At 33.3% G+C, this 22,054-nt stretch carries 20 protein-coding genes, 1 riboswitch and 2 other annotated features; of the genes, 2 read left to right on the top strand and 18 right to left on the bottom strand.

Going from position 1 to position 22,054, the window contains the following annotated elements; genetic code table 11:
• The coding region (locus tag JVU85_RS14115) for an IS3 family transposase (RefSeq protein WP_343283687.1) at nucleotides 1-78 on the top strand (78 nt) is incomplete at its 5' end.
• A 732-nt stretch (nucleotides 79-810) separates the two neighbouring features.
• On the opposite strand, the gene JVU85_RS11095 is transcribed toward JVU85_RS14115, so the two are convergent.
• Together JVU85_RS11095 and JVU85_RS11100 are read right to left on the bottom strand one after the other, a co-directional pair.
• Nucleotides 811-2,073 (bottom strand): bifunctional folylpolyglutamate synthase/dihydrofolate synthase, encoded by a 1,263-nt coding sequence (locus JVU85_RS11095; protein WP_002510278.1) that lies wholly within the window; start codon nucleotides 2,071-2,073, stop codon nucleotides 811-813.
• Between the two features lie 11 nt (nucleotides 2,074-2,084).
• A complete protein-coding gene (locus tag JVU85_RS11100; RefSeq protein WP_204172589.1) occupies nucleotides 2,085-4,715 on the bottom strand; it encodes a valine--tRNA ligase in 2,631 nt (876 codons plus the stop codon).
• 39 nt (nucleotides 4,716-4,754) lie between these two features.
• Nucleotides 4,755-4,990: a binding site (T-box leader), on the bottom strand.
• 58 nt (nucleotides 4,991-5,048) lie between these two features.
• On the opposite strand from JVU85_RS11100, the gene JVU85_RS11105 reads away from it, so the two are divergent.
• The gene (locus tag JVU85_RS11105) at nucleotides 5,049-5,627 is read left to right on the top strand and encodes a DNA-3-methyladenine glycosylase I (RefSeq protein ID WP_204172591.1); all 579 of its coding nucleotides are present in this window, start codon (nucleotides 5,049-5,051) and stop codon (nucleotides 5,625-5,627) included.
• A 121-nt stretch (nucleotides 5,628-5,748) separates the two neighbouring features.
• Here the strand turns inward: JVU85_RS11105 and JVU85_RS11110 are convergent, their stop codons facing one another.
• From JVU85_RS11110 to JVU85_RS11185, 16 genes are all read right to left on the bottom strand, one after another.
• Complete coding sequence (locus tag JVU85_RS11110) at nucleotides 5,749-6,828, bottom strand: AbrB family transcriptional regulator (protein WP_002510275.1); 1,080 nt, start codon at nucleotides 6,826-6,828, stop codon at nucleotides 5,749-5,751.
• A 313-nt stretch (nucleotides 6,829-7,141) separates the two neighbouring features.
• A complete protein-coding gene (gene hemL / locus JVU85_RS11115) occupies nucleotides 7,142-8,431 on the bottom strand; it encodes a glutamate-1-semialdehyde 2,1-aminomutase (RefSeq protein WP_204172593.1) in 1,290 nt (429 codons plus the stop codon).
• 14 nt (nucleotides 8,432-8,445) lie between these two features.
• A complete protein-coding gene (gene hemB, locus JVU85_RS11120) occupies nucleotides 8,446-9,423 on the bottom strand; it encodes a porphobilinogen synthase (protein WP_002510273.1) in 978 nt (325 codons plus the stop codon).
• A gap of 1 nt (nucleotide 9,424) precedes the next feature.
• Nucleotides 9,425-10,099 carry a uroporphyrinogen-III synthase gene (locus JVU85_RS11125; RefSeq protein ID WP_204172595.1) on the bottom strand — a complete coding sequence of 225 codons (675 nt, stop codon included), beginning with the start codon at nucleotides 10,097-10,099 and terminating at the stop codon, nucleotides 9,425-9,427.
• 17 nt (nucleotides 10,100-10,116) lie between these two features.
• Nucleotides 10,117-11,043 (bottom strand): hydroxymethylbilane synthase, encoded by a 927-nt coding sequence (gene hemC / locus JVU85_RS11130; protein WP_002510271.1) that lies wholly within the window; start codon nucleotides 11,041-11,043, stop codon nucleotides 10,117-10,119.
• 53 nt (nucleotides 11,044-11,096) lie between these two features.
• Nucleotides 11,097-11,918, bottom strand: a complete 822-nt coding sequence (gene ccsA, locus JVU85_RS11135; RefSeq protein WP_002510270.1) for a cytochrome c biogenesis protein CcsA — start codon at nucleotides 11,916-11,918, stop codon at nucleotides 11,097-11,099.
• Nucleotides 11,919-11,938: 20 nt separating this feature from the next.
• On the bottom strand, nucleotides 11,939-13,270 hold the full coding sequence (gene hemA, locus JVU85_RS11140) for a glutamyl-tRNA reductase (protein ID WP_002510269.1): 1,332 nt from the start codon (nucleotides 13,268-13,270) through the stop codon (nucleotides 11,939-11,941).
• A gap of 171 nt (nucleotides 13,271-13,441) precedes the next feature.
• Nucleotides 13,442-14,029: a ribosome biogenesis GTP-binding protein YihA/YsxC gene (yihA, locus tag JVU85_RS11145; protein WP_002510268.1), complete on the bottom strand. Its 588-nt coding sequence runs from the start codon at nucleotides 14,027-14,029 to the stop codon at nucleotides 13,442-13,444.
• A gap of 187 nt (nucleotides 14,030-14,216) precedes the next feature.
• Nucleotides 14,217-15,479, bottom strand: a complete 1,263-nt coding sequence (clpX, locus tag JVU85_RS11150; RefSeq protein WP_204172597.1) for an ATP-dependent Clp protease ATP-binding subunit ClpX — start codon at nucleotides 15,477-15,479, stop codon at nucleotides 14,217-14,219.
• A gap of 194 nt (nucleotides 15,480-15,673) precedes the next feature.
• A complete protein-coding gene (tig, locus tag JVU85_RS11155; RefSeq protein WP_142019598.1) occupies nucleotides 15,674-16,984 on the bottom strand; it encodes a trigger factor in 1,311 nt (436 codons plus the stop codon).
• 165 nt (nucleotides 16,985-17,149) lie between these two features.
• Entirely contained in the window at nucleotides 17,150-18,073 is a 924-nt protein-coding gene (locus JVU85_RS11160) for a hypothetical protein (RefSeq protein WP_204171688.1), read from the bottom strand.
• An 11-nt stretch (nucleotides 18,074-18,084) separates the two neighbouring features.
• On the bottom strand, nucleotides 18,085-18,696 hold the full coding sequence (locus JVU85_RS11165) for an NUDIX domain-containing protein (RefSeq protein ID WP_193325313.1): 612 nt from the start codon (nucleotides 18,694-18,696) through the stop codon (nucleotides 18,085-18,087).
• 105 nt (nucleotides 18,697-18,801) lie between these two features.
• Nucleotides 18,802-19,158, bottom strand: a complete 357-nt coding sequence (gene rplT, locus JVU85_RS11170; RefSeq protein WP_002510263.1) for a 50S ribosomal protein L20 — start codon at nucleotides 19,156-19,158, stop codon at nucleotides 18,802-18,804.
• Between the two features lie 66 nt (nucleotides 19,159-19,224).
• Nucleotides 19,225-19,425, bottom strand: coding sequence for a 50S ribosomal protein L35 (gene rpmI / locus JVU85_RS11175; protein WP_002510262.1), 201 nt, complete (start codon nucleotides 19,423-19,425; stop codon nucleotides 19,225-19,227).
• 28 nt (nucleotides 19,426-19,453) lie between these two features.
• The gene (gene infC / locus JVU85_RS11180) at nucleotides 19,454-19,981 is read right to left on the bottom strand and encodes a translation initiation factor IF-3 (protein ID WP_002510261.1); all 528 of its coding nucleotides are present in this window, start codon (nucleotides 19,979-19,981) and stop codon (nucleotides 19,454-19,456) included.
• Nucleotides 19,982-20,006: 25 nt separating this feature from the next.
• Nucleotides 20,007-20,133: a sequence feature (ribosomal protein L20 leader region), on the bottom strand.
• A gap of 58 nt (nucleotides 20,134-20,191) precedes the next feature.
• Nucleotides 20,192-21,685: an amino acid permease gene (locus JVU85_RS11185; RefSeq protein WP_112369240.1), complete on the bottom strand. Its 1,494-nt coding sequence runs from the start codon at nucleotides 21,683-21,685 to the stop codon at nucleotides 20,192-20,194.
• A 153-nt stretch (nucleotides 21,686-21,838) separates the two neighbouring features.
• A riboswitch (Lysine riboswitch) is annotated at nucleotides 21,839-22,011 on the bottom strand.
• Nucleotides 22,012-22,054: the final 43 nt, after the last annotated feature.

Consider the following 22,054-nt stretch of genomic DNA (forward strand, 5'->3'; position numbering starts at 1 on the left):
AAAAACTATAATAATAATCGAATTCAACAAAAACTAGGCTACTTATCCCCTAGAAAATATATGGAATTAGCAGCCTAGAACATAGTGTTTTTATTAAGTTCTCATTATAAGGGTTAAGCGCCTTAATTTGCGATGGGTTTGTTTATTTTTATTTACATAGTTTTTCAAAATAGTAGTGGTCTTTCAGACATAATTGCTCCTTTTACACTAAATTTTTAAGATTCATGACAGTACAAATTAGCATACTAGCCACAGAAACTTTTTTCATATTTCAGTAAACAGACTTTAAATATTAGTGCTCCTAACGCTTTTCTAAAAATTGGAAATGTTTTGAGCCGACTCTTGCGGGAATAGCACTCGCTGCAGACTACAGGCTAAGGCAGTGCCCGCGGAAAGCGTGCACAAAAATGCCAACAAATTTGAGAACTTTTTTGACAGTTTGAAACAAAATCTAAATCAAATTATCACATCGATTTACAAAATAAATGATTATTAGGAACTCATACAGAGATGGAAATAATTTTTATTGTTCTCATTTATCATTTGTTTTATTTAACAACACTTCTGTTTAATTTATATATTATAATATTTGTTGTGTAATATTGGCAGTGCTTTGAGCCGACTCCTGCGGGAATAGCGCTCGCCGCAGACTACAGGCTAAGGCAGTGCCCGCGGAAAGCGTGCACAAAAACTACCAACAAATTTAAGAACTTTGTCGACATTCTGCAACACTAGTGTTTTTATATGTTGAATAACACTTATACCAAAATAAAAAACCCAAGACTATCAATAAGTCTTGGGCTCATCTTATTAAAAGCTAACTTTAGCTTTTACTTCGCTTATAAAATATAAACTACCTGTAATTATCAAACCATCGCCGTCATAATTTTCTATAAATGAAACGTAATCATCAACAAGTTCTTTATGTTCATAGTTAACTTCTTCACTTATAGTTTCTTTTGGCAATGCTTTAGGAAAATCAAATTCAGTAATATATAAATTATTTGCTATAGGTTTTAGTTGATCTAACATTTCATTAATCGGTTTGTTTTTAACTGCCGAAAATAAAATATCCATATGCTCTCTGTGATAGTAGTTTTTCATCGTTTCCACTAATGCTTGCACGCTTTCGTTGTTATGCGCCCCATCTACAATCATCAAGGGCTGCTCTTTAACTTGTTCAATGCGTCCACTCCAGCTTACCGATTCGATACCATCAATCATTTTATTAAAATCTAAATCTACAACTTCTGCTTCATTCAATTCAATTAAAGCGGTAATGGCAAGTGAAGCATTTTCTTTTTGGTGTTCACCTAACATATTTAGCACTAATGTTTCTAATTCATAATCTTTATACCTGTAAGTAAATTCATCTTCTTCTGACACAATAGTAATGTCGCGATCCAATTCAATTGCCTTAGCGTCTGCCTCTTCAGCATAATCACGTATAATTTTAATTGCTTCTTCATTTTTAACTGCATAAATAACAGGTGTATTTGGTTTGATTATTGCACCTTTATCTCTAGCAATATCTGCAAATGTATCACCTAAAATATCAACATGATCTAGACCAATGCTCGTTAAAATGGATAGTAGCGGTTTGAAAACATTAGTCGAATCATTTTTCACGCCTAATCCCGCTTCTACAACAACAATGTCAACAGGATGTAGTTGACCAAAATAAACAAACATCATTGTTGTTATAATTTCAAATTCAGTAGCAGTGCCCAAGTCAGTTTCTACTTCCAAGGCTTCACTGACAGGTTTCACAATATTTACTAGTTTTACAATTTCATCATCGCTTATTGGCATACCATTCAAACTAATGCGCTCATTAAATGTTTCGATAAATGGTGAGGTAAATGTGCCTACCTCATACCCGTTCTCAACAAGTGCAGAACGGATATACGCGACTGTAGACCCTTTACCATTAGTACCACCAACATGAATGCCTTTAATATGGTTTTGTGGATTGTTTAATTGGGCTAACATCCATTCCATACGTTTTACGCCTGGTTTGATTCCAAACTTATTCCGTTCGTGTATCCAATATAAGCTATCTAGGTAATTCATGGTTAAGACTCCTATGCTTTTAATTGTTGTATTCTTAATTTTACGCCATCATATTTTTCTTGGTAAGTTTGTTTTTTATCTCGTTCTTCATTTATAACTTTCTCAGGTGCTTTACTTACAAAGTTTTCGTTCGCCAATTTCTTATTAACACGATCTAATTCTTTTTGCCATTTTTCTAATTCTTTTTCTAATCTAGCAATTTCTTTATCCATATCAATTAGGCCTTCTAATGGTAATACAACATCCCCAGCAGAAGTTACTGACGTCATCGCTTTTTCAGGTATGGCAATATCTAACTCAATCGTTAATTCACTTGGATGACAGAAACGATCTAAATATGATGCATTTTCTTCTAAAGTCGCTTTGATGTTTTCATCTTTGGCTTGAATAAAGATTGGAATTGCTTTTGATAATGGTGTGTCAACTTCAAGTCGAGATTGACGTACTGATTTTATTATCTCTACTAAATGTTCCATTGTTTCTTTACTGTCATTATACACATGAGCTTCCGTTACAGTTGGCCATGATGCTTGGACAATCGTCTCACCAACATGTGGTAAGTTTTGCCAAATTTGTTCCGTTACAAAAGGCATGAATGGATGTAACATTCTCATAGTATTGTCTAATACATACGTCAATACTGAACGGGTAGTTTGTTTTTGACTTTCATCATCACCATTCATAGGAATCTTACTCATTTCAATATACCAATCACAGAAATCATCCCAAATGAAACTATATAATGCTCTACCAACTTCACCAAATTCATATTTTTCACTTAAGTGTGTTACATTTTCAATCGTTTCATTTAAGCGAGTCAAAATCCATTTATCTGCTAATGATAAATTACCAGATAAATCTACTTGCTCTACTGTAAAATCTTCTCCGATATTCATAATGCTGAAACGTGCGGCATTCCAAATTTTATTAATGAAGTTCCAAACGGATTCTACTTTTTCAGTAGAGTAACGTAAATCATGTCCTGGTGACGAACCTGTTGCTAAGAAATAGCGTAAACTATCTGCACCATATTCATCAATAACGTCCATTGGATCGACGCCATTTCCTAATGATTTACTCATTTTACGCCCATCTTCAGCACGTACTAAACCGTGTAATAGCACGTCATTAAATGGTCTTTCGCCTGTAAATTCAAGACCTTGGAAAATCATACGCGCTACCCAGAAGAAGATAATGTCATAGCCAGTGACTAAAGCATTTGTTGGGAAATAGCGTTGGAAATCTTTAGCCTCCCCATCTGGCCACCCTAATGTAGAGAAAGGCCACAATGCGCTTGAGAACCAAGTATCCAATACATCTTCATCCTGAATCCAATTTTCACTATCTGCTGGTGGCTCTTCAGATACAAATAGTTCACCAGTTTCTTTATGGTACCATGCTGGAATTTGGTGTCCCCACCATAATTGACGAGAAATTGTCCAATCTCTAATATCTTCCATCCAGCGATTAAATGTTTTTTCGAAACGGGCTGGTACAAAATCAATGCGATTGTCTGTTTCTTGATTATTTAGTGCTTGCTCAGCAAGTGGTTTCATTTTTACAAACCATTGCGTAGATAAATAAGGCTCAACAACAGCACCTGAACGTTCTGAATGACCTACAGAATGTTCGTGTTCTTCAATTTTAATGACTAAATCTTCAGCCTGTAAATCTTTAACTAATTGTTCGCGACAATCAAAGCGGTCTAAACCTTCATATTTGTCTGCTTTATCGTTCATCACACCGGCTTCATCCATAACAACGATGCGTTCTAAATCATGACGATTACCAATTTCAAAGTCATTTGGGTCATGTGCAGGAGTTACTTTCATTGCACCACTACCAAATTCTATATCTACATAATCATCTGCTAAAATAGGTAACTCGCGACCAACAATTGGTAAAATAACATGTTTGCCTATTACATCTTTATAGCGCTCGTCATTTGGGTTTACTACAATAGCAGTGTCTCCAAGCATTGTTTCTGGTCGCGTCGTCGCTATTTCAATGTAGCCATCTCCGTCAGCATAAGGATATTTAAAATGATAAAACTTACCTTGAACGTCTTCATGGATAACTTCAATATCAGATAATGCTGTTTTAGCAATTGGATCCCAGTTAATGATGTATTCACCACGATAAATTAAACCTTTGTTATACATATCAACAAAGACTTTTTTCACGGCTTTACTTAAACCATCATCTAATGTGAAACGTTCTCTTGAATAATCTAAGCCTAAACCGAGTTTTGCCCATTGCTGTCTAATAAATCCAGCATATTCTTCTTTCCAATCCCAAACCTGATCGATAAATTTCTCTCTGCCTAAATCATGTCGAGAAATACCTTGTTCATTAAGTTTAGCTTCTACTTTAGCTTGTGTTGCTATACCAGCATGGTCCATTCCTGGTAAATATAAAGTATCGTAACCTTGCATACGTTTCATACGCGTAATAATATCTTGTAACGTTGTATCCCAAGCATGCCCTAAATGCAATTTCCCTGTTACATTTGGAGGTGGGATAACTATCGTATATGTTTCTTTTGTATCATCTTCACTCGCTTTAAAATAACCGTTTTCAACCCAATGGTCATAACGTCCTGCTTCTACTTCATTGGGATTATACTTAGGTTTCATTTCCATTCTTTTTCCTCCTTAAAAATTAAAAAAACCGCCCTATCAAAATAGGACGGATTAACCGTGGTACCACCTAAATTCGCAAAATTTATTATCCATAAATTTTACGCACTTAATTAATGATTAACGCTCAAACACGCTTTAACCTATCTGTCATCAATGATGACCTTCAGTTAAAGTTCATAGTGGGCTACCTTCAATACTACGAACTATGCATTCTCACCAACCATGCACTCTCTATAAATTCTGAAGCATCTACTCTTCCCAATAGACATTTTTTCTTTACTTAATTATAGTATAATGGAAACAAAAATAAGTCAATGAAATGGAGTGAAAATTATGAATGAATGTGCATTTGGTACTAAAGATGCCCTGTATTTGCAATATCATGATGAAGCATGGGGACATCCAATTTACGATAGTAAAAAACTTTTTAAATTATTAGCTTTAGAGTCTCAACATGCCGGATTATCATGGCTCACTATTTTGAAGAAAAAAGAAGCCTATGAAGCTGCCTTTTATAATTTTGATCCCCATAAAATTGCACAAATGACTAATAATGATGTAGATAAACTTATGACGTTTCCAAATATTGTTCATCATCGCAAAAAAATTGAAGCAATTATAGGTCAAGCCAAAGGTTATATAGAAATAGAACGTGATTTTAGTAACTTTAGTGACTTCTTATGGTCATACGTTGATAATCAACCTATCGATTTGCATTATAAACAATCTGGAGATCGTAAAACGGTCGATGAACGTGCTACCGAATTATCAAAAACGTTAAAAAAATACGGTTTTAAATTTTTAGGACCAGTAACAGTTTATTCATTTTTAGAAGCAGCCGGGCTGTATAATGCCCACTTAGAAAACTGTCCTAATAATCCAAAGTACTACAAAGGTAAAGGATTCAGTTAATTTATTATATTTTTGTATGATAAAGGGCTTGTTTATGTATGAATCAAAAAAAGAGCGTGGCATACTATCCGTATTGCCACGCTCTTTTCTGTGTTTGTCACACAATTAATTATTCTATCATTCAGCTATGTTTGTTTTTATACTCGAGATACTTTAAGAATTGATTGATTAAGGGTGCAATTAAGAATAAAATAAAGAATATTCTAAAGATATGATAACTTGAAATCATCGCAACATCTGCACCGGTTTCAATTGCAACTAATACAATTTGACTCATTCCACCAGGTGCTGCTCCTAAAAACAAGTCATTAATAGAATGGTTTGACACGAATGTAAATAAATAAACCATAACAAATGATGAAATAATTAGCAGAACATTTTGTAATGCTATAGCTAATGCTATTCGACCTTTCATTTGATCCATTAATTTTGCTATTTGAATACCGATACGAATCATATACATTACTTGTGCTGCTGCAATTATTGGATTATCCAACGTGAATGTTATACCAGTAATTAAATTCCAACAAATTAACACTAAAATCGGTGCTAACATTTGCTTGGTTGGAAAATTAATTTTACTCATTATTACATATACTACAGCAATAGCGATGAGTAACACCAAAACATTAGAAAAGGTTAATGTTTCAGTAAGCTTTTGTTGCACTTCTTGTGCACCATTAGCGCCTGTTGTCACTGGTTCTTTAAAAAAGTATGAAATAAATGGTACAAGAATTACTACAAATATAATTCGAGATGTTTGTGTTAGACTTACAACCATAATATTTGCCTTTTTATTTTCCTCTGCCATTATGAGCATTTGACTCAAGGCACCTGGTATAACACTTAAAATTGCAGTTTCAGTATTGACGTTAGCAATTTTTTTAAAGAAATACGCAATCAATAAGGCTAACACGAGTAAAAGTACGGTAATTGTAACAATAATCATCCAATCATTTTTGATATCAAAGATGACTGTTTCAGTAAAAGTAGAGCCTATTTGAACACCTAGTAATATTAAACCTAGCTGACTAATCCAAAAAGGCCATTGCACATCTAATCGTAAAAATTTAATACTCACTACACCTGCAAGAATAGGACCAAACATAAACGGCAGTAAAATATTGGCTGCATGAAGAATCAAACTAAAAGTAATTGCTAAAATCAATACGATAATATTATTTCTTAATTTTATATTCATACATATTCACAACTTTCATAAAAAACAATTCTTTTTCAATTTCACTAAACACTGTTTAACAATCACTTATTTAATTCAATTATATCATAGTAATAATTAAAATAATTACGTTAAAGACCATATTATATTTTGAATTACTTCTAAAAATCCATAAGTAAAAGTTATCATTTTATCAATAAGTGATAAAAAATAATTATGTAAAAACTCTGAATTTTCTTGCAGCAAAAAAGGAGTAAGAACAGAATCGCTCATAATTCTGAACTTACTCCTTAAATATATTATTGATTCTATTTTCTACAAAATTGACTTAATACTACTTGGTAACGATTCGACTTAATGCATTATCAAATGCTTGAATTGTAAATTTAATATCATCTTCACTATGTGACATAGATAAAAATGTTCCTTCAAATTGAGATGGTGGTAAGAAAATGCCTTCTTTCGCCATCTCTCTATACATAGCACTAAATAACTCTAAATCACTTTGATTTGCTTGTTCAAAATTTGTGACAGGTCCATCGTTTAAGAAATAACCAATCATAGAGCCTGCTCTATTCACCGTAATTGGTACATTATGTTTTTCAAACACTTCTGTTAAACCTGCTTCTAACATATCACCTAAATGATTAAAATATTCATATGATTCTGGTGTTAATTGGCTTAATGTTTCATAACCACTTGTCATTGCCAGTGGATTACCTGAAAGTGTTCCTGCTTGATAGATGTCTCCCATCGGAGCAATGTAATCCATAATTTCTTTTTTGCCACCAAATGCTCCTACTGGCAATCCACCGCCAATTACTTTACCTAGGCAAGTTAAATCCGGTATAACATTGAAATAACCTTGCGCACAATTATAACCAACTCTAAATCCTGTCATTACTTCATCAAAAATAAGTAATGAACCGTATTCAGTGGTAATGTCTCTCAAACCTTGTAAAAATCCTTCTATTGGTGGTACGACTCCCATATTACCGGCAACAGGTTCGACGATCACACCTGCTATATCATCACCAAATTGTTCAAAAGCTACACGAATCGCTTCTAAATCATTATAAGGAACTGTAATTGTATTTTTGGCTGTGCCTTCAGGTACACCAGGTGAATCAGGCAATCCTAAAGTAGCAACACCCGATCCAGCTTTAATGAGTAATGAATCACTATGACCATGATAGCAACCTTCAAACTTAACAATTTTATTACGTCCAGTATATCCACGTGCTAAACGTAATGTATCTAATGTTGCTTCAGTACCAGAAGATACCATACGAACCTTTTCAATTGAAGGTACACGATCAATGACTAATTGTGCTAATTTATTTTCTTGTAACGTAGAAGCACCAAAACTAGTACCTTGATCTACTGCTTCATGTAATTTATCAATGACTTGTTTATTTTTATGACCTAGAATTAACGGTCCCCAACTCAATACATAATCGATGTATTCATTACCATCAATATCGTATATTTTTGAACCTTCACCACGCTCCATAAAAATTGCAGGTGTATCAACAGATTTAAATGCTCGTACTGGACTATTGACGCCTCCTGGCATTAAATCTTCGGCTACTGACATGGCTTGTTCTGATTTTTCATAACGCATATGGTAATTCCTCCTTATTGTTCATCTAAATAACGGCAAATGTCTTTGGCAAAATACGTAATAATTAAGTCAGCACCTGCGCGTTTCATTGAAATCATTTGTTCCATTACAACTGCTTGCTCATCAATCCATCCATTTAAAGCAGCAGCTTTAGTCATACTATATTCACCACTAACATTATATGCAACAACGGGAACATTCGTTGTATTACGCACATCACGGATAATATCTAAAAAGCTTAATGCAGGTTTTACAATCATCATATCTGCACCTTCAGCTAAGTCACTATCTAGCTCACGCAATGCTTCACGACGATTTGCTGGATCCATTTGATACGTTTTACGATCTCCAAATTCAGGTGTTGACTCCGCTGCATCACGGAATGGACCAAAGAAACTTGATGCATATTTAATACCGTAACTCATAATTGGAATATTGTAGTAACCCGATTCATCTAATCCTTTGCGAATTGCTGTAACAAACCCATCCATCATATTACTTGGAGCAATAATATCTGCACCTGCTTCAACTTGTGAAATTGCTGTTTTAACTAATAGTGGCAATGATTGGTCATTATCCACATCATGCGTAACAGGATCAATGACACCACAATGACCGTGATCAGTATATTCACATAAACAAGTATCCGCTACGATAAGAATATCGCTATATAATGATTTTGCTTTTTTAGTCGCTTCTTGGACAATGCCATTGTGATCATACGCACCAGAGCCGACTTCATCTTTTTCATTAGGTACACCGAAGAACATAAATGCTCTGACACCAAGATCATAAGCTTCTTTTATTTCTGATTCAACTAAATTTAAACTCAATTGAAACACACCAGGCATTGATACGATTTCTTCTTTGACATTTTCTCGTTCAACAACAAATATGGGATAAATTAAATCCTCTTTTCTCACATGTGTTTCACTGACTAAATTTCTCATCGTTTTTGAAGAACGAAGTCTTCTATGTCTATCAAATTGCATATTACTCCCTACTTTCTAATACTTTTTGTACTAATGCTGTTAACGTTTGTTTAGACGCAATTTTTGCTGTAACGTCATATTGCTTAATTGTATGATAAGTTTGTTGTCCTATTACATAATAAGCAACTTTTAAACGAGGAACAGGATCTTGAAAATAAAATTTAACAGCTGAAGAACTCGCAAAAGTCACTGCATCTACTTCTCCCTGTGCAATCAACTGTTTGACTTCACTGATATTTTCAGTATGCGAAACAGGTTTATATAAGTCAACCTTTGTGACATTTGCACCGCGTTGATTTAATTCTTGTTGCAATAACTGGCGAGCAAAACCACTTGATGGCAACAAAATTTGATCATTTTTAGTTAATGGAAAACGCTCCAGAAAGCCTTCTTGAGAATAGTCTTCAGGGCAAAAATCCACAGTGATATTCAAAGACTGACAATAATCGGCCGTTTTTTCACCAATAACAGCTATATTATCAACTGCTACTTGTGATAAATATGGATAAAAATATTTCACCGCATTTTTGGAAGAAAAAATAAGCCAGTCATAGTGTGACGAAAGTACCGTCAAATCAAATTGCAAAGGTATTATCTTAATAAAAGGTTTATGGATAATAGTTGCTTGTTGATTTGTATATGGATTACTTTGCGTCATCACAATAACTGGTTTCATAGTTTCACCTCAAACGATTATTGATTTTCGTTTAATGCTTTGATTATTTCATAAGCACCTTGTTCATTTAACACTTCACTTACTTGTTCACCTAACGCTACAGGATCTGTACCACTGACCGTATGTTCATAGCGTTCTTTACCATCTGGTGACATAATTAAACCGGTAAATTCAATTTCATTTTGCTCATTTATTGACGCATATCCGCCTATAGGTACCTGACAACTACCGTCCATTGCTTTTAAAAACGTACGCTCTGCAGTTACACAATCTGCCACTTCTTGGTTGTGTACTTGTTGTAATAACTCCAATAATTCAGTATCATCCGCACGACATTCGATACCTAATGCACCTTGACCTATAGCGGGAATTAACGTGTCTTTATCAAGATATGTCGTTACAATGTCATCTGACCATCCCATACGTTTTAATCCAGCAGCTGCTAACAAGATAGCATCAAAATCTTCGTTATATAATTTATTTAAGCGTGTATCGATATTACCTCGTATCCACTTAATAGTTAGCTCTGGATAATGTGCTAATATCTGTGCACCACGACGTAAAGAACTTGTACCGACAATACTACCTGCTGGTAAATCTTGTAATTTAACGTGGTTTTTGGCGATATATGCATCAAAAGGAATTTCTCTGTCAGGAATACATCCTAAAGTTAGCCCTTCAGGTATAACGCTTGGCACATCTTTTAAAGAATGAATAGCCATATCTATATCTTTATTAAACAATTCATTTTGAATTTCCTTAACAAATAACCCTTTGCCACCAACTTTGGATAATTGCTTGTCCACAATTTTATCACCTTTAGTGACAATTTCTTTAATTTCTATATCAAGCGTCGGATCAATCGCTTTTAATTTGTCAATAAACTGCTGACTCTGCGTCATTGCAAGTTTACTTCTACGTGATCCAACAATTAATTTACGCATATTACGTACCACCTTTTCTTATTTCACTATCTTAATTTTACTGATTTACCGAGTTAATGAAAACTAGAAACACTTGAGCCAAATAATAGATTAATCATGCATAATACGAATACTATAACATTAAAATAAATAAGTTTGTGTTTCATTATTAATTGTCTAATTCTGAAGAATAGATAAAGTGCATAAAAAATGGCTATAATGAATGAAAACAATACTTTGGAATCATATAATATGGAATAACCTATAGTATTCAATCCCCATTGCACACCCAAGATTAAACTGATAATTAATAATATGAAGCCTGTTAATGAACAATAAAACACTATGCGTTCTAATGTAGCCACACTGCCTAATCTAAAATATTTTTGATTAAAACGTTTGTGTTTTAAATTATTGTATTGTAATAAGTATAAAATACAGTTTACAAATGACAAAGCAAAAAAGGCATAACTTATCGTTGCAAAACCGATATGCACAATTAATAATTCATTCATTATTGTTAATTTTTGACCTTTTTCCAATTGGTCAGTAGGTTGAAATGTGTTTAATGCTATTAAGATAAAACCTATTAAGTTAAATAAAAATATGGAAAAATTTATTGGCTTTATAACGCTAATCACTAATGATATCGCTATAATCAACCAAGTTATTAAAAACAATATATCAAATATATTCGTTAACGGTAATTGTTGAGTCTGGTTGACATAGATAGATAAAGAGATTGTTTGTAATACCCAAACAATCCCTAAAGTAATAAAGCCCGTATTCCTTATTTTGAAATTTTTATTAAAAAAGTCATAAAAATAACAAGCAATACTAATTAAATATATCAGCAAAATAAGTTCATGAAACCTTATAAATAAAGCATCTTGCATACTATCACCATTTTTTTCGTCTATTCAAAACTAAGAATGTGACTTAATTTTTCTGCTGATTTTCTTCTTTGCTCTTCGTAAGGATGTTCAGCTTCAATATCAAAAATGTTTTGGAATAGCTCTAATTTTTCATTACTTTTCTTATCAGTACTAATTTCTTTAGCTTGTTTAATAGGATCTTTTAACATTTGATTAATGATACTTTTAGTATGCTTAGATACCACTTTGCGTTCATGTTCAGACAATCCTGGTAATTTGCGATCAATACTATCCATTGTTTCTGATTGAATAGTCATTGCTTTCTCTCTTAAGGCACGAATCACTGGAACTACTCCTAGCATGTTAACCCAGTCATTATGATTAGTAATCTCTTGTGGTATACGTTCGGCAATTGCATCTGCAGCTAATTGACGTTCTCTGAGATTGGCATCAACTAAACCTTTTAGGTCATCCACATCATAATTAAAAACATCTGGTAACGCAGTAATATTCGGTTCAATATCTCTTGGTACAGCAATATCAATAAGCACTAATGAATCCGCTTTTCTTGGGGCTTCAATCTGTTCTAGCATTTGATTAGTAATAACATATGACTCTGCACTTGTAGAGCTAATCACAATATCTGCCGAACTTAAATGTGCAGCTAAATCTGAAATTGGTGCACTCGCAACTTGATGTTTTTCAGCTAAACGTTGTGCTTTACTTTCAGTTCTATTGAAAATTGTAATATCGCTAACATCAGCACCTATTAAATTAAGTAGTGACAATTCACTCATTTCTCCAGCACCAACGATTAGTGCTTTTTTATGAGTTAATTTTCCGAATACTTTTTTTGCTAATTCAACCGCAGCATATGACACACTTACTGCATTGTCAGCAATATCTGTTTCATTGTGTGCTTTTTTAGCAAATGTGATTGCCTGTTTAAATAAATGGTTAAATATTGTTCCTGTTGTATCTTCTTCTTGGGCTTTAAAAAACGCATCTCTTAATTGTCCTAAAATTTGTGTTTCCCCTAATACTATCGAATCTAAGCCAGAAACTACACGCATAAGATGATTCACAGCATCATCCTCGACATGTACCTCTGTCATTGTTTTAATTTCTTCTACATCAAAACCAAAAGCACGTGCTAAAAAACGTTGTATATAATAACGTCCTGTGTGAATTTGGTCGACAATAGCATACACTTCCGTACGATTACAAGTTGATAAGATTACATTTTCTAAAATAGATTTAGTTTCAAATAAATCAACATTTGCTAAACGTATGGCATCTTCTTTAAAAGCAACTTTTTCTCTTAATGCTACATCGGCAGTACGATGATTTACACTAATTGCAATAAAATGCATCTATAACGCCCTCCATACATAATCCAATAATTAAATTATAACACATCTAATTTGTGAGTTAAGTATGTTGCGCCTTTAAATTAGAAGAATTATAAAGTAAATTCAAATATTTGTCATAATTACTGCCCTAACGGCCATTATTTCATAATTTTAAGTATCTTTTAATAATGATTATAAATAAGAAGCAATAGTATTCCAAATAATTTTTTGCTTATTATTTTTCACTGCTGAATAGCTTATTATTTGATCTTCGGGTTCCATCTCTAATTTTTGTTGAATGTTATCTAAATGCTTTTGTACTTTGCCTTTGGCAATTTTGTCTTCTTTCGTAGCAATTACCAACGTTGGCAACTCGTAATATTTTAAAAAGTTATACATTAAAATATCATCTTCAGTAGGATTGTGTCGTAAATCAACAAGTTGAATTACCAGTTTCAAACTATCACGTTCAGTTATATATTGTTCTATCATTTTACCAAAAGCTTCACGTTGCTTTTTACTTACTTTAGCATAACCATACCCTGGTACATCTACAAAAACCAATTGATTATCAATATTATAAAAGTTGAGTGTTTGTGTTTTACCAGGTTGTTGTGATGTGCGTGCCATATTTTTGCGACCAATCATACTGTTAATAAATGATGATTTTCCAACATTAGAGCGTCCACTTAATGCTACTTCACTTAGTCCTGTTTCAGGATATTGCTCTGATTTTACTGCACTAATCAGTATTTCTATTTCATTTGGATTAATATTCATAATTGACCCACTTTCATCTAATTTAACCATTTAATTATAGTATAGAACATCTCAGAATGCGATGGCTTATCACAATTAATCATAACATGTTCACAAAATAAAAAAGAAGTGAGACAGGAATCAAATAAAAATCATTTGATTTCCTATTCTCACTTCTATATAACATCATCATTAGACTATATAGCGCTTATGCTGATGTTTGTTCATTATTAATTAAATTGCCTTCTTTGTCGTACAATTCAGGCTCTTTTTCTTCATTGATAGTCTCTTCAGTAATTTTAACCTTAACAACGCCGTCAGTAGATGGCACATCATACATGATGTCTATCAATGCTTCTTCAATAATAGAGCGTAAACCACGAGCACCTGTTTTACGTTCTATAGCTTTGTTACTAATCGCAGCTAATGCTTCGTCGGTAAATTCTAACTCAACATCATCCAATTCAAGCATTTTAACATATTGTTTTACTAATGCATTTTTTGGTTGAGTTAAGATATTTTTCAACGCTTCAACATCTAATGTTTCTAAGTTAGCTACAATTGGGACACGACCAATGAATTCTGGAATTAAACCATAAGCTTGTAAATCTTCTGGTCTAATTTGTTCAAGAATTGCATCTTCATCATATTTAGAAGCTTCACTACTTGCAAAGCCAATAACCTTTTCACCTAATCTACGTTTAATAACTTCATCAATACCATCGAATGCACCACCAAGTACAAACAAAATATTAGAAGTATCAATTTGGATTAATTCTTGGTTTGGATGTTTACGGCCACCTTGTGGCGGAACACTAGCAGTAGTACCTTCAAGTATTTTCAACAATGCTTGTTGAACGCCTTCACCTGACACATCTCTTGTAATCGATGTATTTTCTGATTTACGCGCGATTTTATCGATTTCATCGACATAGATAATTCCTTTTTCAGCTTTATCAATATCGAAATCTGCTGCTTGGATTAAACGTAATAAGATGTTTTCTACATCATCACCAACATACCCTGCTTCTGTTAAACTTGTTGCATCTGCAATCGCAAAAGGTACATTTAATGTTTTTGCTAAAGTTTGTGCTAATAGTGTTTTACCACTACCTGTAGGTCCGATTAAAGCAACATTACTTTTTTGTAACTCTACTTCATCTTCGTTAGGACCTAACTGTTGGATACGTTTATAGTGATTATATACAGCCACCGCTAATGATTTTTTAGCTTTTTCTTGACCAATTACATAATCATTTAATTGATTCATAATTTCTTTTGGAGTTGGTAATTCAGTTAAACCTTCTGGTTCAGCTTGAGCTAATTCTTCTTGAACTATTTCTGAACATAATTCAATACACTCATTACAAATATATACGCCACTTCCTGCAACTAATTTCTTCACTTGATCTTGATCTTTGCCACAGAAAGAACATTTTAAATTTTCTTCATCTTCATTGAACTTGAACATTCTATTTACACCCCTATTCCCTAAAGACTATACTAGATAGCATTTTAATATGCAAACAGTTAAAACTACAAGTTATTTGCACATAATAGTGAAGCAGATACATCATAATTAATGCATCTGCTACTCAACAATTTTGTATTATACAGCTTTACATATTATACAACTAATAATCTGCTCAACTTATTAAACTTGTATTATGCTTCTTCGTCTTCTTTAGTTGGTTCTACTAATTTAGCTTCGTCAACTAGTAAGTCAATAACTTTTTGGATACGTACATCATTTTTCACGATATCTGTATTGCCAAGTGTTTGTTTAATATCTTCAACTGAAATATTAAATTGTTCACTCATTTTTTCTAATTCTTTATCGATATCTTCATCTGAAACTTCTACATTTTCAGCTTCAGCGATAGCAGTAAGTGTTAAGTTTGTTTTAACACGTTCTTCAGCATCGTCTTTCATTTGTTCTCTTAATTGAGTTTCGTCTTGGCCAGAAATTTGGAAGTAAGTTTCAAGATTTAGACCTTGTTGTTGCATACGTTGACCGAATTCTTGAACCATACGATCTAGCTCTGTATTAACCATAGCTTCTGGAATATCTACTGTTGTATTATTCGCAGCTTTGTTAATTGCTTCTTCTTTTTGAGCATTTTCAGCATCAGTTTCTTTTTGTTCAGCTAAACGTTTACGAGTGTTTTCTTTGTATTCTGCAACTGTGTTAGCTTCTGAGTCTAATTCATTTGCAATTTCATCAGTTAATTCTGGAACTTCTTTGTATTTCACTTCGTTAACTTTAGTTTTGAAAGTTGCTTCTTTACCAGCTAACTCTTCAGCATGATATTCTTCTGGGAATGTAACGGTAACGTCTTTTTCTTCTCCAGCTTTCACACCAACTAATTGTTCTTCAAATCCTGGAATAAACATTCCTGAACCAATTTCTAAGTCATAGCCGTCAGCTTGGCCACCTTCGAATTGCTCACCATCAACATAACCATCAAAATCGATGTTTACAGTATCGCCATTTTCAATAGCTGCATCTTCTTTAACAACCATTTCTGATAAATGACCTAATTGATGGTCAATTGATTCTTGAATTTCTTCTTCAGTTAATTCAGTAGATTGTTTTTCAATTTCTAGACCTTTATAGTCTCCTAATTGAACTTCTGGTTCTACAACAACTGTTGCATCGAATTTGAAGTCGCTACCTTTTTCAATTTGTGTTACATCAATTTCAGGTTGATCTACTGGTTTAATACCAGTTTCGTCAATTGCTTCACCGTATGCTTCTGGTAATAAAATATCAGCTGCATCTTGATATAAAGCTTCTACGCCAAAACGTTGTTCAAAAATTTGACGAGGTACTTTTCCTTTACGGAAACCAGGTACGTTGATTTGTTTTACTACCTTTTTAAAAGCTTGATCTAAAGCTTTGTCTAATTTTTCTGCTGGAACGGTAACTGATAATACACCTTCGTTACCTTCTTTTTTTTCCCAAGTTGCTGTCATGTATAAAAACCTCCATGATTATCCTATTTTATTTTTTCAACTACATTAGTATATCACACGTGTTGTGCCTACACAAATGTTGAACTTCGTTCTTTGCATTTTATTTTAATTATATAATTTAGCATAAATATGTTAACGGTTATTGTCTACCCGAATTCTATTAAATTACTCTAGTTGATCTAACCGTTGAATAAATTCACTTACCTCATCTATTGATTGCGGTTGTACAATACCTAACATGGATTTAAAGTAGTTTTCATATGCCTTAATCCACTGTGGAACAGAACCAATTGTTTGGATGTCAATTGGGTAGAGTAATATTGCATGATTATTCATAACATGTAATGCCTCTTCAAGTAATTGTGTACCTTCATCATCTAAACACTTTACAACTTCAGGTATTACTTGTTGTTTCATGGTTGTGTGTTCTAAGCCTGGTAAGTCTTTAGGAACTAGTGATAAATTTTGATTGAATTTGCTAATATGCACTACTTCTTCATATTGTGCAAAACGTAAATATTCTAACATTATAGAAATAACATTATTCCGAATATCAGTGTTGTTCAATAAACTGGCTACTGTATCTTTATAACAATATTGACTATTGTCTATCAATGTTAAAATAGTGTTAATTTGGTCACGTATCTCTAAAGTATCAAATTGTTGTAATTGTGAAGCTACTTGCGCATTATGTTGCTCTAATTGGCTTAGTGCATAAGACTTGAGAGGTAATAATTCCATGCGTGTTTTATGATTTTGTACTTCATCTATGATTTGGTCAATGACCTCGATGGCTTCAAAATATTGACCTAAGCCATTTAAACTTTCCACATAATATATGACTAATTCATCATAATTCGTAAAACCTTGCTTTAATAATATAATTGCTTCTTCTCTTAATTCTAAAAAATGATTCATACGATATAACATTGAACACTTCAATAATGACAATGTTTCGTCTAATTCAAAATGCTCCTCATAATTATCAAACAAAGAATACATTTCCTCTAAATCATCTTGATTATAAGCTATTTTAATATCACGAATTAATTTATCTTTTGACCAAGGAAAAGGAATGATATCAGACATGTAATCCACCTCTACTGTAATGCTTCTAAAATCAATGCACTCCAAGTTTCAAAATCATCATAATTTTCAATACTACCTTGTTCTACCCACTTGATTTTTAATGTATCCGTCTCCTTAACTTCAACATCTTTTGAATCTACGGTTATTTTAAACACGACTCCTAAATGAACTTCTCCCACTTCATTTGTATCGTCATTAATAAAACCTATGTATTGTAAATTTTGTGTTTTTTGTTCAGATAAACCAATTTCTTCTTCTAACTCACGTTGTGCATTGATACGTAAAACTTCATTTATTGATGCAGCTCCTACGATATCATTCATATGACCACCGACACCTATAGAAGATTGTCCATGCAACCGTGATTCGCCTCCACCGCTCAAGCGATCATAAACCAAAATTTGACCCTCTTCATTTTGCAACAAACAATACGATATTAACTGTTTGTACGTTGGATCTTCTTCCATATCTCCACGACGTTTCACTTCATATTGTGACAATGTCTCAAAAATTTCTGAGCCTTTTTGACCATTGTTAGACAGAAAACCATTAAATTGATTTTTTTCATTATTAAATAATATAGTTCTTGGTACTACTGTAATCATTTCATCAAACTTTGACATGATAATCTCCTTCAGATACGACTTCACAGTTATTTTATCAAAACTCTGATACATCTCAAAATAAAAAAGAGATGCAGTCATACCACATCTCTTTTTTAGTAAATATTATTTTAAAGCTTCTTTTGCTTTAGCAACTAATTCACCGAAAGCTTTATCGTCTGAAATTGCGATTTCAGATAACATTTTACGGTTCACGTCGATTTCAGCTTTTTTCAAGCCGTTCATTAATTTTGAATAACTAATGTCGTGTTGACGTGCAGCAGCGTTAATACGTGTAATCCATAATTTACGGAAATCACGTTTTCTTTGACGACGGTCACGGAATGCATATTGTCCTGATTTCATTACTTGTTGTTTAGCTACTTTGTATAACGTACGTTTTGAACCAAAGTAACCTTTTGCTAATTTGATCGTCTTTTTACGACGAGCTCTTGTTACTGTTCCACCTTTTACTCGTGGCATAATAAATTCCTCCTCAAAATTGTGTTAGATCTTTTTAATGTCAAATTTCACTCTGAAATCGCTCGATTATTTTTTATACGCTAATAATTGTTTTACACGTTTCATATCTGATTTGTGTACTAATCTAGCTTTACGTAATTGGCGTTTTTGTTTTGTATTTTTGTTTGCAAATAAGTGAGATGTGAAAGCTCTTGAACGTTTTAATTGACCTGAACCAGTTCTTTTAACACGTTTAGCAGCTCCACGGTGTGTTTTCATTTTAGGCATGATACAATTCCTCCTGTGTTTTCAAAAATTATTTTTCAGCAATTGGCGTTAACATGATAAACATTTGACGCCCTTCCATTTTAGGTCTTTGCTCAACAGTAGCAATATCTTTACATTCTTCTGCAAATTTTTCTAATTGACGTTGACCAATTTCTTTATGCGTAATTGCACGACCTCTAAAACGAATAGAAACTTTACATTTGTCGCCTTTTGATAAGAACTTACGACCATTCTTTAATTTAGTTTGGAAGTCATGTTCTTCAATAGTTGGGCTTAAACGAATTTCTTTTACATTAATCGTTTTTTGTTTCTTTTTCATTTCTTTTTCTTTTTTCTGTTGTTCGAATTTATACTTTCCGTAATCCATAATTCTTGCAACAGGTGGTTTAGCGTTAGGAGCAACTACGACTACATCTAAACCAACTCTATCAGCCATTTCAAGTGCTTCATTTTTGGCTTTAACACCAATTTGTTCACCATCTTGACCGATTAATCGTAATTCTTTTGCGCGAATCTTTTCATTAACTTGAGTCTGATCTTTAGCTATGGTTGACACCTCCAAGATTTTTACGAAATTATCCCAAGCAAAAACAGAGCGAGTATACAAGATACCCGCTCTGCTTCACACATGTCTTTGCATGTATTATTGACCTGCCAACAGCTTGTTGCGTCGCTACAGGTGAGAAGCGGGAGCTTCTTCTTGGTACGTTTCGTATTCAACGTTACTAATATTACCAGTAACCACGACAATAGTCAATAGTTTTTATTATTTATTTTCAGTTGATTTCATATCAACATCTTGATTTAAGTTTACTTTATCTAATGGAATCATTTTTGTTTTATAGCGTAATTTGTGATAAATAAAGAATGCTAAAAATACTGGAATACCCATGTATGTGATGACAAAACGATTTAAATTAAAATCACCTGTTTTAATGAAATCAACATCCTGTCCAACAATAACAAGCACACATAAAACACCTGCGAATATTGGCCCAAATGGGAAGAGTTTCGCTTTATATTTTAATTTAGATTTATCATAATTTTGTTTATCAAACGCTTTTCTAAAGCGATAATGACTGACTGCTATTCCAACCCAAGCTATAAATCCAGTCATACCACTCGCTGCCACGATATATTCATAAGCATCGCCACTAATATGTTGTAATAAGAAGATAGCAATAACTATAAGTGCTGTTACTAACAATGACATGTATGGCACACCATATTTATTTGTTTTGCCAAAAATAGGAAATGCTAGCTTATCTTTACTCATAGAATATAACATACGTGTTGAAGCGTACATACCGGAATTACCGGCAGATAATACAGATGTTAATATAACTGCATTCATAAATGATGCCGCAAATGCTAACCCTGCATTTTGGAATACAAGTGTAAACGGAGAAGTCGCAACACTAGTATCGCCACCCATTAAAGCATCACTGTTGTATGGAATCAACATTCCAATTACAAAAATAGCTAAAATGTAAAACAATAAAATTCTCCAAAAGACTTGTTTAATCGCTTTTGGTACTGCACGTTCAGGATTTTCTGATTCACCTGCTGTTATCCCAATTAATTCTGTTCCTTGGAATGAGAATCCAGCAACTAAAAACACACCTAAAATGGTCAACAAGCTACCGCTGAAACCATCACCTAAAATTGGTCCTTCTCCAGCTGTGAATGTTTCGAATCCTACAAATTTGCCGCCCATAATACCAACTATTGTTAACAGTCCTATGACAATAAAAATAATTACAGTTACTACTTTTATTAAAGCAAACCAATATTCACTTTCACCATATACTCTAACAGATAATGCATTAAGTCCAAAAATTATAATTAGGAATAGACAACTCCATCCCCATGCTGGCAGCCCTTGTAATGGTGACCAATATTGAACAACTTGTGCCGCGATTGTCACATCTGCTGCAACGGTAATAACCCAGTTAAACCAATAATTCCAACCTAATGCAAATCCTAAAGATGGATCTACAAAGCGAGTAGCATAGGTACTAAATGAACCTGACACTGGTAAATATGTAGCCATCTCTCCCAATGATGTCATTAAGAAGAACACCATTGCACCGATAATTGCAAATGCTAATAACGCTCCAAGTGCACCAGCATCATGAATTGCACCACCAGAAGTCATAAACAATCCAGTACCGATACAACCACCGATTGCAATCATTGAAATATGACGATCTTTAAGTCCTCTTTGTACACCGCCATTTTGATTCGTATTATTTCCCATATAAGCTTCCTTTCTGAAATGCTTAGAGGTTTACACTGATATGACTTTATAATTACTCCTTCATTACATCCAGTTCATTCCCCATTGTAACTGTTGAATCATGTAATATAAAAAGGTTACATACCCATTTGATATGCAACCTTTTTTATCATATATATAGGTAGCACTTCACATGTGTGACAGTCCAGTTCCTTTCGATAACTGGCCCAATAAATAATACTAATGGTTATTATTTATTTCGGCATTTTTACCTTTCACTTGCTCAACAATTGTTCCATCAAACACTTGAACAGTTACTAATTAAAAACGCAACCTCTAACTCAATTTTTTTATTCATTTATTTCACTAACACTCAATATACATGATTTC

Source organism: Staphylococcus sp. GDY8P72P (assembly GCF_016890655.1).
Lineage (GTDB): Bacteria > Bacillota > Bacilli > Staphylococcales > Staphylococcaceae > Staphylococcus > Staphylococcus arlettae.